11 protein-coding genes and 1 tRNA gene are annotated in these 15,705 nt (G+C 65.2%); 6 read left to right on the forward strand and 6 right to left on the reverse strand.

Translation table 11 applies throughout. The features are described 5' to 3' along the window. Window positions 1-156: 156 nt before the first annotated feature. Together grpE and dnaK are read right to left on the reverse strand one after the other, a co-directional pair. Window positions 157-819, reverse strand: a complete 663-nt coding sequence (gene grpE / locus QP413_RS09200; RefSeq protein ID WP_070759832.1) for a nucleotide exchange factor GrpE — start codon at window positions 817-819, stop codon at window positions 157-159. Next, window positions 819-2,672 (reverse strand): molecular chaperone DnaK, encoded by a 1,854-nt coding sequence (dnaK, locus tag QP413_RS09205; RefSeq protein WP_284781520.1) that lies wholly within the window; start codon window positions 2,670-2,672, stop codon window positions 819-821. The genes grpE and dnaK overlap by 1 nt, the downstream gene beginning before the upstream one ends. 298 nt (window positions 2,673-2,970) lie before the next feature. Here dnaK and QP413_RS09210 point away from each other — a divergent pair, with 298 nt between their 5' ends. From QP413_RS09210 to QP413_RS09220, 3 genes are all read left to right on the forward strand, one after another. Continuing rightward, window positions 2,971-3,912 (forward strand): alpha/beta hydrolase fold domain-containing protein, encoded by a 942-nt coding sequence (locus QP413_RS09210; RefSeq protein ID WP_284781521.1) that lies wholly within the window; start codon window positions 2,971-2,973, stop codon window positions 3,910-3,912. A 217-nt stretch (window positions 3,913-4,129) separates the two neighbouring features. Then, window positions 4,130-7,711, forward strand: coding sequence for a (Fe-S)-binding protein (locus tag QP413_RS09215; protein ID WP_284781522.1), 3,582 nt, complete (start codon window positions 4,130-4,132; stop codon window positions 7,709-7,711). Between the two features lie 301 nt (window positions 7,712-8,012). Continuing rightward, window positions 8,013-9,023 (forward strand): hypothetical protein, encoded by a 1,011-nt coding sequence (locus tag QP413_RS09220; RefSeq protein ID WP_284781523.1) that lies wholly within the window; start codon window positions 8,013-8,015, stop codon window positions 9,021-9,023. A 47-nt stretch (window positions 9,024-9,070) separates the two neighbouring features. Here the strand turns inward: QP413_RS09220 and QP413_RS09225 are convergent, their stop codons facing one another. Next, window positions 9,071-9,682 (reverse strand): DNA-3-methyladenine glycosylase, encoded by a 612-nt coding sequence (locus QP413_RS09225; protein WP_284781524.1) that lies wholly within the window; start codon window positions 9,680-9,682, stop codon window positions 9,071-9,073. A 49-nt stretch (window positions 9,683-9,731) separates the two neighbouring features. Then, entirely contained in the window at window positions 9,732-10,811 is a 1,080-nt protein-coding gene (locus tag QP413_RS09230) for a PHB depolymerase family esterase (RefSeq protein WP_284781525.1), read from the reverse strand. 174 nt (window positions 10,812-10,985) lie between these two features. Here QP413_RS09230 and QP413_RS09235 point away from each other — a divergent pair, with 174 nt between their 5' ends. Beyond that, window positions 10,986-11,891 (forward strand): hypothetical protein, encoded by a 906-nt coding sequence (locus QP413_RS09235; RefSeq protein ID WP_284781526.1) that lies wholly within the window; start codon window positions 10,986-10,988, stop codon window positions 11,889-11,891. A gap of 45 nt (window positions 11,892-11,936) precedes the next feature. Beyond that, the gene (locus QP413_RS09240; RefSeq protein WP_284781527.1) at window positions 11,937-13,181 is read left to right on the forward strand and encodes a pyridoxal phosphate-dependent aminotransferase; all 1,245 of its coding nucleotides are present in this window, start codon (window positions 11,937-11,939) and stop codon (window positions 13,179-13,181) included. A 34-nt stretch (window positions 13,182-13,215) separates the two neighbouring features. Here the strand turns inward: QP413_RS09240 and QP413_RS09245 are convergent, their stop codons facing one another. Continuing rightward, window positions 13,216-14,670: a UDP-glucose/GDP-mannose dehydrogenase family protein gene (locus QP413_RS09245; protein ID WP_284781528.1), complete on the reverse strand. Its 1,455-nt coding sequence runs from the start codon at window positions 14,668-14,670 to the stop codon at window positions 13,216-13,218. A gap of 74 nt (window positions 14,671-14,744) precedes the next feature. Continuing rightward, a complete protein-coding gene (gene dcd / locus QP413_RS09250) occupies window positions 14,745-15,311 on the reverse strand; it encodes a dCTP deaminase (protein WP_043951940.1) in 567 nt (188 codons plus the stop codon). A gap of 213 nt (window positions 15,312-15,524) precedes the next feature. On the opposite strand from dcd, the gene QP413_RS09255 reads away from it, so the two are divergent. Further along, a tRNA-Gly gene (locus QP413_RS09255) sits at window positions 15,525-15,595 on the forward strand. Window positions 15,596-15,705: the final 110 nt, after the last annotated feature.

Raw genomic sequence — 15,705 nt, forward strand, 5'->3', positions numbered from 1 at the left:
TTATTTAAGCCCGTTTTATGCGGCCTGACCAGCAGATAGGCTGAAAATCAGACACACTTTTTGCTACTTAACCCGCCGTCGCCCCGGGACTAAGCCCCAGAGCCAGCTCCGCTGGCCGGTGCGCCGACCTGCCCGGTTCGGCGCTACTTTGCGCCGCTACTGCGGATCCGCGATGACGACCATCGCGTGGCGGAGCACGCGCTCCCCCATGCGGTAGCCCTTGCGGAGCACGGTGCCGACCGCCTTCTCGTCGCCAGAGGACATGTCCTGCACGGCCTCGTGAAGCTCCGGGTCGAAGGCATCGCCCTCGGCGCCGAAGACCTCAACCTTGGCCCCGCGCAGAACCGTGTTCAGCTTGTCGGACATCGCCTTGAGAGGCCCGGTCAGGTCGCCATGCTCAGCGGCCAGATCCAGGTCGTCCAGGATCGGCAGGAGGTCCGTGGCCAGGCTGGCCTTGGCTGCCTCCACTGCTGCCACCCGGTCGCGCTCAGCGCGGCGACGGTAGTTGGCGTACTCGGCGGTGACCCGCTTCAGGTCCTCGGTGCGCTCTGCCAACTCGGCCTCAGCCGGGCTAGCCGCCGCCTCCGGGTCCACCGAAGGGTCAACCGTGTCGTCGCCGTCGGCCAGGTCGGCCGCAGCGTCGTCGGCTGCTGCCTCGGCGGCGTCGCGCTGGGCGTCCTCCTGGGCCTTCGCGGCCGCTTCGGGGGACTCGCCCGGCGCCTCGCCGGCATTGTCGACGGCCGCATCCGCCTCTGGGTCAGTGACCGCCGGATCACCTGGGTTATCCGGCATCTCGCCGGAGGTGTGTGCGTTCGTCATTACTTCTTCTCATCCTCGCTGTCGTCCTCGTCGACAACCTCAGCGTCGACGACGTTCGGATCCTCGGAGCCTGCGTCCTCAGCGTCGCCTGCCTCGCCGGCCTGGGCTGCCTCGGACTCGTAGATGGCCTTACCCATCTCCTGGGACTCCGCGGAGAGCTTCTCCATGGCGTCCTTGATGGCCTCGATGTCATCACCCTTCAGGGCCTCGTCGACAGCCTTGGCTGCCTCCTCGACCTTGTTCTGGATGTCCTCGGAGACCTTGTCCTTGTTGTCCTCGACGAACTTGCGGGTCTGGTAGACGGTGGACTCTGCGGAGTTGCGGACCTCCTGCTCCTCGCGGCGCTTCTTGTCCTCTTCAGCGTGAGCCTCGGCGTCCTTGATCATCTGGTCGATCTCGTCCTGGGAGAGGCCGGAGCCATCCTGGATCTTGATCGTGTTCTCCTTGCCGGTGCCCTTGTCCTTCGCGGTGACGTGCACGATGCCGTTGGCGTCGATATCGAAGGTCACCTCGATCTGCGGGACACCGCGCGGTGCCGGAGCGATGCCGCCGAGCTCGAAGGAACCGAGCAGCTTGTTGTGCTGCGCCATCTCGCGCTCACCCTGGAAGACCTGGATCTGCACGGAAGGCTGGTTGTCCTCAGCCGTGGTGAAGGTCTCGGAACGCTTCGTCGGGATGGTGGTGTTGCGCTCGATGAGCTTGGTCATCACGCCACCCTTGGTCTCGATACCGAGGGACAGCGGGGTGACGTCGAGCAGGAGGACGTCCTTAACCTCGCCGCGCAGAACACCAGCCTGCAGGGCCGCGCCGACAGCGACGACCTCGTCCGGGTTCACGCCCTTGTTCGGCTCCTTGCCGCCAGTCAGCTCCTTGACCAGGTCGGTCACGGCTGGCATGCGGGTGGAACCACCGACCAGGACGACGTGCTCGATCTCGTTGATATCGACGTCAGCGTCCTTGAGGACGGCCTGGAAAGGCTTCTTGGTGCGGTCCAGCAGGTCCTGGGTGATGCGCTGGAACTCGGTGCGGGTCAGCGTCTCGTCCAGGAACAGCGGGTTCTTGTCGCCGTCGACGGTGATGTACGGCAGGTTGATGCTTGCCTGCTGGGAGCTGGAGAGCTCGATCTTCGCCTTCTCAGCGGCCTCACGGAGGCGCTGCAGGGCCATCTTGTCCTTGGTCAGGTCGATGCCGTTGGCGGACTTGAACTTCTCGACCAACCAGTCGACGATCGCCTGATCCCAGTCGTCACCGCCGAGCTTGTTGTCACCGGAGGTTGCACGGACCTCGACGACACCGTCGCCGATCTCCAGGAGGGAGACGTCGAAGGTACCGCCACCGAGGTCGAAGACCAGGATGGTCTGTTCCTTGTCGCCCTTCTCCAGGCCGTATGCCAGCGCTGCGGCGGTCGGCTCGTTGACGATGCGCAGGACGTTCAGGCCTGCGATCTGGCCGGCGTCCTTGGTTGCCTGGCGCTGGGAGTCGTTGAAGTAAGCCGGCACGGTGATGACCGCGTCGGTGACATCCTCGCCCAGGTAGGACTCGGCGTCGCGCTTCAGCTTCATCAGCGTGCGTGCGGAGATCTCCTGTGCGGTGTACTTCTTGTCGTCGATTTCGACGTTCCAGCTGTCATCGCCGATGTGGCGCTTGACGGAGCTGATGGTGCGGTCAACGTTGGTGACCGCCTGGTTCTTTGCGGACTGACCGACCAGAACCTCGCCGTTCTTAGCGAAGGCTACGACGGAAGGCGTGGTGCGTGCGCCCTCGGAGTTGGCGATAACGGTTGCCTCGCCGCCCTCGAGCACCGACACCACAGAGTTCGTGGTTCCCAGGTCAATACCTACTGCGCGTCCCATTGTCTTTTCTCCTTTTTGTTGTGGGTTTTATGTGCTGGCCCTTGCGAGCCTCTCACTAAGCCTTAGCGTCCTAGACTCAAGTTTTATTCCCGGCGTTCGGAAAATATTTTAAATTTCTCCGAAAATCGGCGATTTTGAGTTGCTTTGAACCCTTCGGCAGCCTCGGAGGCCCTGCATGAGTGCCAGCGCCTCAACTTCTGTAACCAAGTATCCAGAGATTTCATTCCCGGTCAAGCCAAATTGAGTGCAATGCGCTCAGCTTCCACGATTTCCGCAGCGCAGACTAGGCTAAACAGCCATGAGCCTGTCGATGCACATCGCCGCACTCTTTCCGGACCCGCGCGTTCAGCGCGCCAAGAAGCAAACCGGCATTGTCCGGAAGACTGCCATCGTGCCGGATCCACCCCACGAGGTGCGCCAGCACTATGCCGTCTTCGAGCACTGGCACTCAGGCTTTCCCATTTACTCCATCACCCAGATGATCTTCGGAGACTCTCAGTCCGCCGAGGCGCAGGAGTATGACCCGAACGCGCCAGCCCTCGACGAGCTCACGCCCCGGCAGACCGCCAAGCGCGCCGTCCTCTACATTCCGGGCGGCGACTTCTCCGACTACATGCCCACCGCCGCCTGGCGCTTCGTCACCGACCTGGTGGACGCAGGCCTACGCGTCGACATCCCCCTCTCCGGCCGACTGCCGGACTACACCGCCCGGGAAGCCGTGCCGTTGGTACGCCGGGCCTACCAGGATCTCCTGAAGGAACACGGGGCGGAGAACATCACGGTCATCGCCGATGGCTCCGGAGCAGCGCTCGCCCTCGGCAGCCTGCTGGCATTCCTACCGGACGCCAGCCCCGCCAACGTCATCCTCGTCGACCCCTGGTACGACCTCGTCGCGAGCGGCTGGCAGCAGGAACACACGGGAAGGGTGGCGTCCTACTTAAAGGAGGTCTCCCACCGCTGGGCCGGCGGCCAGCTGAATAACACGAAGGTCAACCCCGGCGTCATGGAACGCCAGGAGTGGCGCCAGTGGGCGGGTTCCGCCTTCCACGTCTTCGTCGGTGGGCACAGCCAGCCGATGCGGGATGCGCGGCGACTCGAGAAGGACCTAAAGAACGCGGAGGTGGCGGTGGAGGTCACACGCGTCGAAGGAACCGTCTACATGTACCACCTGCACCGGACCAGCGAGGGGCGCCGCGACCGCCGTCAGATGATCCGCATCGCACAGGGGCAGGGGAACTAAAGCGCGACCCCGATGGCGCTGTGTTCCGCATCACTAGTGGTAGAGCGCCAATTCGTGAGCCAGCACACAATTTAAGCAACATTTCTATTGCTTATTTCGCCCCCGGGGCGAGGCCGAAAAAGTGTATATACCTGCGGTTAAGCTGCTAACGTACCCATGAAGTAACGGAATTATAGGTATCCAGCTCATCCGAGACTGGCTTATAAAGGAGTACTCCATGTACCTGCTTGCAGCAGGGCAGGCGACAAGCACTGACATTCCGTGGAATGTCACGGTCCCCCTGGGGATCATTGGCGCGCTGCTCTCCATCCCAGCCTGGATTTTCTTCATCCGCGGTGCCCTGCAGATCTTCAAGACGATCCGCCTGGGCCAGCCGGCGCTGAAGCGCACGGATAACCCCGGCGCCCGCCTCGGCAACCTGATCAAGGAAATCCTGGGCCACACGAAGATGGCCAAGAAGCCTGGGGTTGCGATCGCCCACTGGTTCGTCATGGTGGGCTTCCTCCTGGGCTCACTGGTCTGGTTCGAGGCCTACATTCAGACTTTCAACCCGGAGGGTGGCTGGCCGATCATCGGCAACTGGGCCGTCTACCACTTCGTTGACGAGATCCTGGGTATCGGCACCACGCTGGGCATCATCGCCCTGATCATCATCCGCCAGAACATCGGCGATAAGGAGCGCAAGGCCCGCTTCTACGGCTCCAACGCCAAGGCCGCGTACTTCGTCGAGATCGTGGTCCTGCTTGAGGGCCTGGGCATGATGTTCGTGAAGGCCGGCAAGATCGCCACCTTCGCCAGCTACGAGGGCGGCCACGCCGCCACCGACTTCCTGACGATGCAGATCGCGAAGATCCTGCCGGAGTCCCCGCTGATGGTCTCCATCTTCGCGCTGATCAAGCTGCTCTCCGGCATGGTCTGGCTGTTCATCGTTGGCCAGAACATCACCTGGGGTGTCGCATGGCACCGCTTCATGGCGTTCTTCAACATCTTCCTGAAGCGCAACTCCGACGGCCGTAACGCGCTCGGCGCGGCGAAGCCAATGACTTCCCAGGGTCGCATCCTGACCATGGAAAACGCCGATCCGGACACGGATAACATCGGCGCGGGCTCCATCGAGGACTTCACCTGGAAGGGCTGGATGGACTTCACCTCCTGTACCGAGTGTGGCCGCTGCCAGGAGCAGTGCCCGGCGTGGAACACGGAGAAGCCGCTGAGCCCGAAGAAGCTCATCATGGACCTGCGTGACCACGCGGTCTCCTCTGCCCCGTACCTGCTGGAGAAGGCCTCTGCCCCTGCCGGTGGCGGCCTGTTCACCGGCGACGCCACCGAGGTGGACCCGGCAGCCGAAGCGCACGCCGACATGCCGCTGCTGCAGCTGGTCGCCGAGGGCGAGATGGGTGTTATCGACCCGGACGTCCTGTGGTCCTGCACCAACTGTGGTGCCTGTGTCGAGCAGTGCCCGGTGGACATCGAGCACATCGACCACATCGTCGACATGCGCCGCTACAAGGTGCTGGCTGAGTCCGAGTTCCCGACCGAGCTGGGTGGCCTGTTCAAGAACATGGAGACCAAGGGCAACCCTTGGGGCCAGAACAACAGCCAGCGTTCCGACTGGATCGAGAAGGCAAAGGCCGACGGCATCGACGTGCCGGTCTTCGGCGAGGACATCGAGAACTTCGACGACACCGAGTACCTGTTCTGGGTCGGTTGCGCCGGTGTCTACGACGACAACGCCACCAAGACGACCCGCGCGGTCGCGGAGCTGCTGTACACCGCTGGTGTGAAGTTCGCCGTCCTGGGTGAGAACGAGGGCTGCACGGGTGACTCCGCCCGCCGCGCCGGTAACGAATTCCTCTTCCAGATGCTGGCTGAGCAGAACATCGAGATCCTGGACAACGCCTTCGAGGGCGTGCCGCCGAAGCAGCGCAAGATCGTTGTTACCTGTGCTCACTGCTTCAACTCCCTGCGCAATGAGTACCCGGAGATGGGCGGTAACTACGAGGTCATCCACCACACCCAGCTGCTGAACAAGCTGGTCCAGAAGGGCTACCTGGAGCCGGTGAACACGCCGAACTCCAGCCGTACCGTGACCTACCACGACCCGTGCTTCCTGGGCCGTCACAACAAGGTCTTCGACGCCCCGCGTGAGCTGATCGGCGCCTCCGGTGCTGAGCTCACCGAGATGCCACGCAACCGCAACACCGGCTTCTGCTGTGGTGCCGGTGGTGCCCGCATGTGGATGGAAGAGGACCTCGGTTCCCGCATCAACCTGAACCGCACGGACGAGGCGCTGGCCACCGGCGCGGACGCCATCGCGATTGGTTGCCCGTTCTGTAAGACGATGATCAACGACGGTGTGAACAACCGTCAGGCAGACATCGAGGACAAGAGCGAGCGCACCCAGGTTCTGGACATCGCCCAGATGTTCCGCGAGTCCATCCTGGTCGACGGCGAGCTGCCGGCACCACGCTCCCCTGAGTTCCTGGCCGCCCCTGAGCGTGGCTGGGTCGACGAGGAGAAGCTGGCCCGCGAGGAGGCCGAGCGTAAGGCCGCTGAGGAAGAGAAGCGCCGCGCTGAAGAGGAGAAGAAGCGCAAGGCGGAGGCCAAGGCTGCCGAGGACAAGAAGAAGGAGGCTGCCGCTGCCGCCGGTGGTGCCGCAGCAGCTGGCGCCGCAGGTGCCGCTGCCGCCGCTCCGGGCGCGCCTGGTGGCGCTCCGGCTGCTCCAGGTGCTCCTGCTGCTCCGGCCGCACCAGGTGCCCCAGCAGCTCCTGCTGCGGGCGCCCCGGCTGCCCCAGCGGCGCCAGGTGCTCCGGCGGCACCGGGTGCTCCGGCGGCGCCGTCTGCAGGCGCTCCAGCAGCTCCGGGTGCCCCAGCGGCACCGGGCGCTTCCGCCCCGGCTGCACCGAAGGCTCCTGCTGCTCCGGGTGCTCCGGCAGCTCCAGGTGCCCCAGCCGCTCCTGCTGCACCGTCTGCAGGTGCCCCGTCGGCCCCAGCAGCTCCTGCTGCACCGGGCGCTCCTGGTGCTCCAGGCGCCCCGGGTGCTCCGGCGGCTCCGGGCGCTTCCGCCCCAGCTGCGCCAAAGGCTCCTGCCGCTCCGGGTGCTCCAGGCGCACCGGCAGCCCCGGGTGCCTCCGCTCCAGCGGCTCCGGCTGCTCCAGCAGCTCCGGCAAGCGAGGGCTCCGCTGCAGCTGAGAAGCCAGCAGCAGCACCGGCTGCGGAGAAGACCGAGTCCGGCGCTATCAAGCTGGGCAGCACCACTCCGGGCGCACCAGGAGCTCCGGGTGCACCGGCTGCGCCGGCAGCTGCCCCTGCAGCAGCTCCAGCGGCTGAACCAGCTGAGGCTCCGGCCGCACCGGCAGCCGAGCAGAGCGAGCAGGCAGAGGCTCCAGCTGAGGCTACTGCCCCGGCAGCTGAGGCACCACAGGCTGCTGCACCAGCATCGGGCGCAACCGAAGAGGGTGGCGTGATTAAGCTCGCTGCCTCCACCCCGGGCGCTCCGGGTGCACCGGGCGCTCCCGCGGCTCCTGCCGCACCGGCTGCTGCCCCGCAGGCTGCTGCGCCAGCCGCTCCAGCGGAGCCAGCAGCGCCACAGGCCCCTGCCGAAGAGCAGGCCGAGGCTCCAGCCGAGGAGGCTGGCGCTGAGGAGACCCCAGCCGAGGAAGCACCGAAGGCCGCTGAGGCTCCCGCCACTCCGGCGGCGGATAAGCCGGCCGGTGGCGCGACCACCGAGGGTGGGGTCATCAAGCTGACCCGCAACACCCCGGGCGCACCGGGCGCCCCAGGCGCTCCTAACGCCTAAGGGCCGGGCCAAGAGGCACCGCCTCTGAACTGAAGAACCGCACCTGCTACCGAAGCAAGTGCGGTTCTTTTTATACGGCACCCCGCAGCAATCCCCTTCGATAAATAGCGCCCCATCACATTGCACGCCCCTGCCGCCGTTTCCAACCACTCTCCTCGGGTTGACCTAGCCGGATACACCCGGTACGAAACTCCCATTTCGCCATCTCCACAGTGTCGGAAAATGTAATATCTACGGCGCAAGCAGGAAGCCTGAAACATGTGATCCGCGGGTAATCACATGACTATATGGAGGAGCACCATTGGAACCTTCCAACCCCTGGGCCGAAGAAAACCCATGGAAGCAACCGAGCCCGTCCCCCAATCAAGGCACCAGCTCTTGGGGTACCAACCCGCCTCCGACGCCCGGCGGATCCGACGGCCCTGAAACACCACAAGGTTCCTCGAAGAAGCCGGTCATCATTACTCTCATCGTGCTCCTCGCCCTCGCGGTCGTCGGCGGGGGTGGCTGGTACCTCAAGCAACGCAGCTCATCGGAGGAAACTTCGACGGCACAGGAAGCACCGTCCTCCACTGCATCGACGGAGGCCACCGCAACGCCCACCACCGAAACATCGGAGTCACCGACCAGCACCACAGAGGACACCACCCCGAGCAAGGGCTCCTGCGATGAAGCAATCTCTGGATCCGGAATGCGCCGCCCGACCAGCTCCTTTTGCGATGGCACATGGGCCCTCGTTGGTGACACCGGCACCGACCACACCAAGCTGTTCTATTGGACGGGCGATGCCTGGCGCACCTACGAAAACCATGGCCGCCACTCTAGCGGAGCCCTCAGCCCGTGCTACGAGCGCGACACCCTGGTTGAGGACAAGGTGCCGCCGCGGCTGGTGAACAAGATGTATCAGGGACACCTGCTGTGCGATGACACTCCGTCATCTTCCAGCGACGATTCCGCCTCCGGCTCCCAGCACAACAGCGCGCTGCCCTCGGACGACCTCCCGCCGGGCGGTGACTGGCTGCCGTACCCGCCCTGCGACGGTAGCTACGCGCTGATCGTCGATTCCGTCGTGGTGCCCCCGGGCCAGGATCCAAAGCCATTGGTCCGCAAGAGCCTCGCGGCCCATCCCGGCGCTGAGGCTACTTACCCCGACCAATGCGCGGCTTTCCGTGGCCGCGTCGACGGCGCCTACGTCTACCCCGTCTACATCAAATACGGCAACGACCTGGCTGGCGTGTGTGCCGCCGAAAACCGCGGCGAAGGCAACGCCCGCAAGCTCCAGCGCGTCGCGGACTACTCCAGCCCCTGCTAGAAACCTTGTTCGCAGCCCAGCGCCCCACCCAGCGGTAAAGCGCTGGACTAACGCTGCGGCCGGCCGCGCGGGGAGGTGACCGTCCGATCCCCCGGGATCCAGAAGCGCAGCGGGGCGGCCACATTCTTCGAAATCCCGATACGCGGCCCAGCGACAAACTCCGCCCGCTCCGCCAGCGGCTGCAGGTACAGCACCCCCTCCTCGGGGTCAGCCACGCCCAGCGCATCGTCAACCTGGATCACCCGCGAACCGTCGAGGTGCAGGTCGAAGCCCAACGCCTGGCCGAGGTTTCCGGGGCCGCGGGCCAGGTTCTCCTCGGCATGCTTCTCCCCGCGCCGCTGCCGCACCAGCTCCCTGCCCGCAATCACCTCACCAGCGCGCAGCAGGATTCCGCCCGCCTCGCCTTCCGGGTGGCACACCAGGTTCCCGGCGCGGTGAATCCCGTAGCTGGCGTAGACGTAGAGCCGCTGCGGTGGGCCGAACATCGTTTCGCACCGGGGCGTGGGTCCGTTGTAGGCGTGCGATGCGGGATCATTGCGCCCCACGTAGGCCTCCACCTCGGTGAGGCGTACGGCCACTTGCCCAGAACGAAGCACCCCTCCCAACAGGAGGGGTGCGGTGCGTTCGGCAGATTGATGGAAGTCGAGGCGGAAGGTCATGCCCACCACCCTAGGCGGGCGTCTTCCGGCTCGCCCCCCGGTCGCTGACCTAGAGGCGCTGGCGCTTCAGGAAGTTCCAGACTTCCTGGCTGGCATCCGGAACGCGGTTCCAGGTGTGGTTCTGCGGGTTGGTGATCAGCTGCGTCTCAGCGCGGGCGCAGCGGTAGACGTGGCGCTTGCCGCCCGGGACGTTGTGGATCGCTGGCTGCGGTGCGCAACCATTGCGGGCCTTGTAGCTGTTCATCAGGCGCGGGACGCTCAGGTACGGGCGCCCGCCGTGGCGGGTGCCGCCGTGGTAGCGCATCATCGTGTCGCCGGTACCGTGCATCACGAGGATCGGGATCGGCAGGTTCTTGCAGCCGGAGTTCACCGGGTTGTAGTAGGCACCGCCCACGGACGCGACCCCCGCGAAGACGTGAGGCAGGTGGCACGCGACGACGGCGGTCATGCCGCCACCGTTGGAGTGACCGGTCGCGTAGATGCGGCGACGGTCGACGTTGTAGGTGCGGTCAACCTCGTCGATGATCTGGGTGACGAAGCGCAGGTCCTCGCCGCCACGGACGGTGGCGTACGGTGCGCCTTCCCAGCCGTGGTTGATGGACTCCGGGTAAATGCGGATCGCCTCGCGGGCCGCACCCGTCTCGTGCAGGCGGGAGTAGCGGCGGAAGTTCTCCGGGCTATCGCGCCAGCCGTCGAAGCCGAAGATCACCGGGGTGGGGCGGCTCGGGTTGTAGTGAGTCGGGACGTGCATGATGTACCGGCGGTTGCGGCCGGTGGACTTGGTGTACACGTTGATGGATTTGCCATTGCCGATGCGCGGCGCTGGCTTCGCGTTGTTCGGGCGACCCTTCGGCGCCGGTGCTGGCGCGACCGGCAGGCTGGAGCCCGGCGGGAGGGCGTCCTGCACCCGCTGGCCGTTCGGCAGGCGGATGTCCCCGAGGTTCGGCAGCTGAACCTGCGGGAGCTGGAAGTCGGAAGACTGTGGGACGGCTGGCAGCGGTGGCAGCTGCGCCTCAGCCTTTGGTGTGGTGGGCAGTTCCCCCAGGCCCAAGCCCAGCGCCAGCAGCCCGCTGAAAGCCACGGCGGCGGCACGCTTGAACCCACGGCGATTTTTAAGGTTTTTCAGCATTCTCGCATCTTACATCAAGCAGGAAAGAAGTCACACGAGTAACACCAGTAACATTTGGAATTTTTCGCCAGCCCTCCGATAAGCGACCTACCTGCACGATTGTCGGCACTGAATCGAAGAACATAAACTTCAGTCCTAACCCCCGCCGTTCCCCCCACGTAAGAAGGCGAGCTAATGACGACCCCCGGCAACTCTGAGCGAGACGTCGCACGGTCAAGCACGCCCGCAACCGACGCGGAGATGTCCGAGGCCACGACCGACGGCGCCACCCCGGCACCGCCCAACCCCACGGAAAACACCCCTCAGGACAACGCGCAGGGCGACGTCGACGTCAACGCCGACCCGAAGACTGACAGCCCCGCCGTCAACCACGAGGACACGAACGCCGATACCGCAGCCTCCCCCGTCGCGGGCGACTCCCCCGAGGCAACGGACAAGGACGTCACGGACACCGACCAGAACCCCGAGGAACTGGATGAGGACGACCGCCCCTGGCGCGAAAACCTCGCCTCGGACATGAAGTCCCCCATGGGCAAGCTCCCCACCTGGGGCTGGATGGCAATCATCCTGACCGTGGCGGTGATCGCTGCCATCGCCTTCGGGATCCTCTTCATGGGCAAGGCGAAGACCACCGCGGAGGCTAACGAGTCCCCCACCGGCGCGATCACCCCGTCCCGCCCAGCGGCGACCACCACCAGCAAGTACGAGCGCGACCCGAACGCCGGCGCACCCAACGGTGGCTACGTGGACCCGGGGTATGTCGACCCCGGCTACTACGAACCCGCCCCGGAGCCAGAGGAGACCACCCCGGAACCCTCCAAGGAAACCACGAGCAAAGCCCCAAGCTCGAAGCGCAAGCCCTCCTCGAACACACCAAAGCCACCAGCCCAGGGAAATAACGGCAACACCGAGCCGCAACCGAACCCCGGCACCGGCAACAACGGCGGGAACGAGGGCATCATCCCTAACCCAGGCGACGTCATCGACCGACTCACGGGCGGCGACGGCGGCACCGGCGGCGGTCACCGCGGTGGCGGGAACAACGGCGGGGCGGAAACCGGAAACGGCGGACGGAACTAGCCGAAATGCTGGCGAAACGCTTGCCACCCTGGCAAGGTTTGAAGAATGAGTAAGCCCCTACGCCCCAGCCAATTGCGCCACCTGAACCAGTCCTCGAAGCTGGCTAACGTTCTCTACGAGATCCGCGGCCCAGTCAACGCGGAGGCCGAGCGCATGGCCGCCGACGGCCACCGGATCCTCAAGCTGAACACCGGAAACCCCGCCGAGTTCGGCTTCGAGGCCCCGGATGTGATCATGCGCGACATGATCTCCGCTCTGCCGCACGCGCAGGGTTACTCCACCTCCAAGGGCATCATCTCCGCCCGCCGCGCGATCGTCGCCCGCTACGAGGTCATCCCGGGCTTCCCGGAGTTCGACGTCGAGGACGTCTTCCTGGGTAACGGTGTGTCCGAGCTGATCACGATGACGATGCAGGCCCTGCTCGACGACGGCGACGAGGTCCTCATCCCGTCCCCGGACTACCCGCTGTGGACGGCGTCGACGTCCCTGTCCGGCGGTAAACCGGTGCACTACCTGTGCGACGAGGAGGACAACTGGAACCCCTCCATCGAGGACATCCGCTCCAAGGTCACCGAGCGCACCAAGGCCATCGTGGTGATCAACCCGAATAACCCGACCGGCGCGGTGTACTCCAAGGAGATCCTGCAGCAGATCGTGGACGTGGCTCGCGAGCACTCCCTGCTCATCCTGGCCGACGAGATCTACGACAAGATCCTCTACGACGACGCCGAGCACATCAACATCGCGAGCCTGTGCCCGGACCTGCTGTGCCTGACCTTCAACGGCCTCTCCAAGGCCTACCGGGTCGCTGGTTACCGCTCCGGATGGTTGGTCATCACCGGCCCGAAGGGGCACGCGGAGGGCTTCCTGGAGGGCTTGACGTTGCTCGCCGGGACGCGACTGTGCCCGAATGTTCCGGCCCAGCACGCCATCCAAGTGGCGATCTCCGGCCGCCAGTCCATTGACGACCTCGTGCTGCCAGGTGGCCGCCTGCTGGAGCAGCGCAACATGGCGTGGGAGAAGCTCAACGAAATCCCTGGTGTGAGCTGCGTGAAGCCGATGGGCGCACTGTACGCCTTCCCGAAGCTGGACCCGAACGTCCACGAGATCCACGACGACGAGAAGCTGATGTTCGACCTGCTCCGCGCAGAGAAGATCCACCTGGTGCAGGGCACGGGCTTCAACTGGCCGACCCCGGATCACTTCCGCATGGTCACGCTGCCGTGGGCCCGCGATATCAAGGACGCCATCGAGCGGCTGGGGAACTTCCTGGCCAGCTACCGCCAGTAGCCCCCGGAGCACAGCCCCGCCCCGCGCTGCGGCTCTAGGCGAGCGTGCGGCTGCGGCCGAGCGCCAACACCCGCCAGCCGGCGTCCTCCCAGGCCTGCTGGTCCAGGCAATTGCGCCCATCGATGACGGTGGGCGCCTTCTTTTTCTTCTTCTCCCCCGGCGCTACTCCCGCCCCGGGGGCGGGACCGACCTGCACGGCGGCCAGCGCCTCGGCCGGCTTCAACCGGCGGAACTTCGGCCACTCGGTGGCCACGATCACCAGCTCCGCGCCCTGCAGAGCCTCGGGCAGCGTGGGGGCGTGCTGCAGCTCGGGGGCCGCCAGGCGGGCAGTCTTCTTCGCCTTCGGGTCGTAGATGCGCACGTGCGCCCCGGCCTGGTAGAGCCGCATCGCGATATCCACTCCCGGTGCCTCGCGCACATCATCACTGCGGGGTTTAAAGGCTGCACCCAGCACGGTGATGCTCCGGCCGGTGACGTCCCCGCCGAAGACCTCGTGGGCCATGTGCTCCACCTTGTCGCGACGGGAGTTGTTGATCGCGTCCACCTGGCTCAGCAAACCGCTGGCCCCGGTCGCGCCGAGCTCCTCGGCGGTGGTCATGAACGCACGAACGTCCTTCGGGAGGCAACCACCACCGAATCCGAGACCAGCGTGGAGGAAGGACTTCCCGATGCGACGGTCAGCTCCCAGGGCAGCGGCGAGCGCCGTGACGTCCCCACCGGAGGCATCGCAGAGATCGGCGACGGCATTGATGAAGCTGATCTTGGTGGCGAGGAAGGAGTTCGCGCTCGTCTTCACCAGCTCCGCTGTGGCGGGGTCCATCATCATCAGTAGCGCCCCTTCGGCCAGGGGTTCGGCGTAGATCTCCCGGACGAGCTTTTCGACCTTCTCGCGGTCCTCGTCCCGCGCCCCGACGACGATGCGGTCGGGGTGCAGGGTGTCGTCCACTGCGGTGGATTCGCGGAGGAACTCGGGGTTCCACGCGACGGTGCAGCTCGCGGCCGGGGCGGGATTCTTCTTTCCCTTCGAGCCCTTCTTGCTGCCTGCCTTCTTGGCTGCTGTCTGCGCCGCCGCGCCCTGGATGAGCCGGTCCATCCGTTCCTGCAGCACCGGGGTGGTTCCGACGGGGACGGTGGACTTACCCAGCAGGACGTGATCGCCGCGTAGCAGCGGGGCCAGGGCGTCGACGACGGCGTAGATCTGGCTCAGGTCAGCACCCGCACCGCCGGCCTGTTGCGGGGTGCCGACGCAGAGGAAGTGAGTCTTCGCGAACTCGGCGGCTTCCGCCGGGTCGGTGGTGAAGCGCAGTTTTCCTGCACTGACCCCCCGTTTCAAAAGTTTCTTTAATCCCGGTTCATAGAACGGGGATTTGCCAGCGTTGAGCCTTTCGACTTTCGCTGGATCGGTATCCACCCCCAGCACGTCATGGCCGAGCTCGGCCATGCACGCTGCGTGTGTTGCTCCCAAGTAGCCGGTGCCGACAACAGTCATCCGCATGCCCCACACAATACGCACGGATTCGGTTGCGTGACGGGCAGCGCGTCAGCGACGCCGGATCGGGGCCGCTACTTGCGGAAGTTCAGATAAGCCTTCGACGGGGTCGGACCACGCTGGCCCTGGTACTTCGAGCCCACCGCACCCGAACCATAGGGGTTCTCAGCGGGGCTGGAGAGCTTGAAAATCGCCAGCTGACCGACCTTCATCCCCGGGTACAGGGCGATCGGCAGGTTCGAGGTATTGGACAGTTCCAGGGTGATGTGACCGGAGAAACCCGGGTCGATGAAGCCCGCGGTGGAGTGGGTCAGCAGCCCCAGGCGCCCCAGCGAGGACTTGCCCTCCAGGCGGCCGGCCAGGTGATTGGGGATCGTGAACTTCTCAAGCGTCGCGCCGAGCACGAACTCCCCCGGGTGCAGGATGAAGGGCTCCTCGCCTTCCACCTCCACGAGGGTGGTGAGCTCCTCCTGCGGCAGCTTCGGGTCGATGTGGGTGTACCGGGAGTTATTGAACACCCGGAACAGGCTATCCAGCCGCACGTCCACAGAGGAGGGCTGCACCATCGAGGCATCAAAAGGCTCGATGCCGAGCTGACCGGCGGCGATTTCTGAACGGAGATCACGATCTGAAAGAAGCACGTCTCCCAGTCTAACCGAGCACCCAACCTCGAACCCCACCCATGCCGCTGAGCGGGGCTCGGATTGAGCCACCGCGTGACAGTCGACATTGGCCACCGAGTGACACTCGACATTGACCACCGTGCAGCGACGGACGCGACGCTAACGGCCTGGCCTTTTGGCTGCTCCCCCGCGCGTGCCCTATACTTAATCGCTAGTGTCCAGGACACATTTGCCGATGTAATTCAATGGTAGAATGTCAGCTTCCCAAGCTGAATACGCGGGTTCGATTCCCGTCATCGGCTCATTTCCCCCGGTGCGCGCGTCAGCGCACCGGGGGGTTAAGTAAAGAAAAGTGTGTCTTTTCCGGGCGTGTTGCGGTTATTTGATCCAGCCTTTTTGGATGCCGAGGTTG

Source organism: Corynebacterium sp. UMB4614 (assembly GCF_030217065.1).
Lineage (GTDB): Bacteria > Actinomycetota > Actinomycetes > Mycobacteriales > Mycobacteriaceae > Corynebacterium.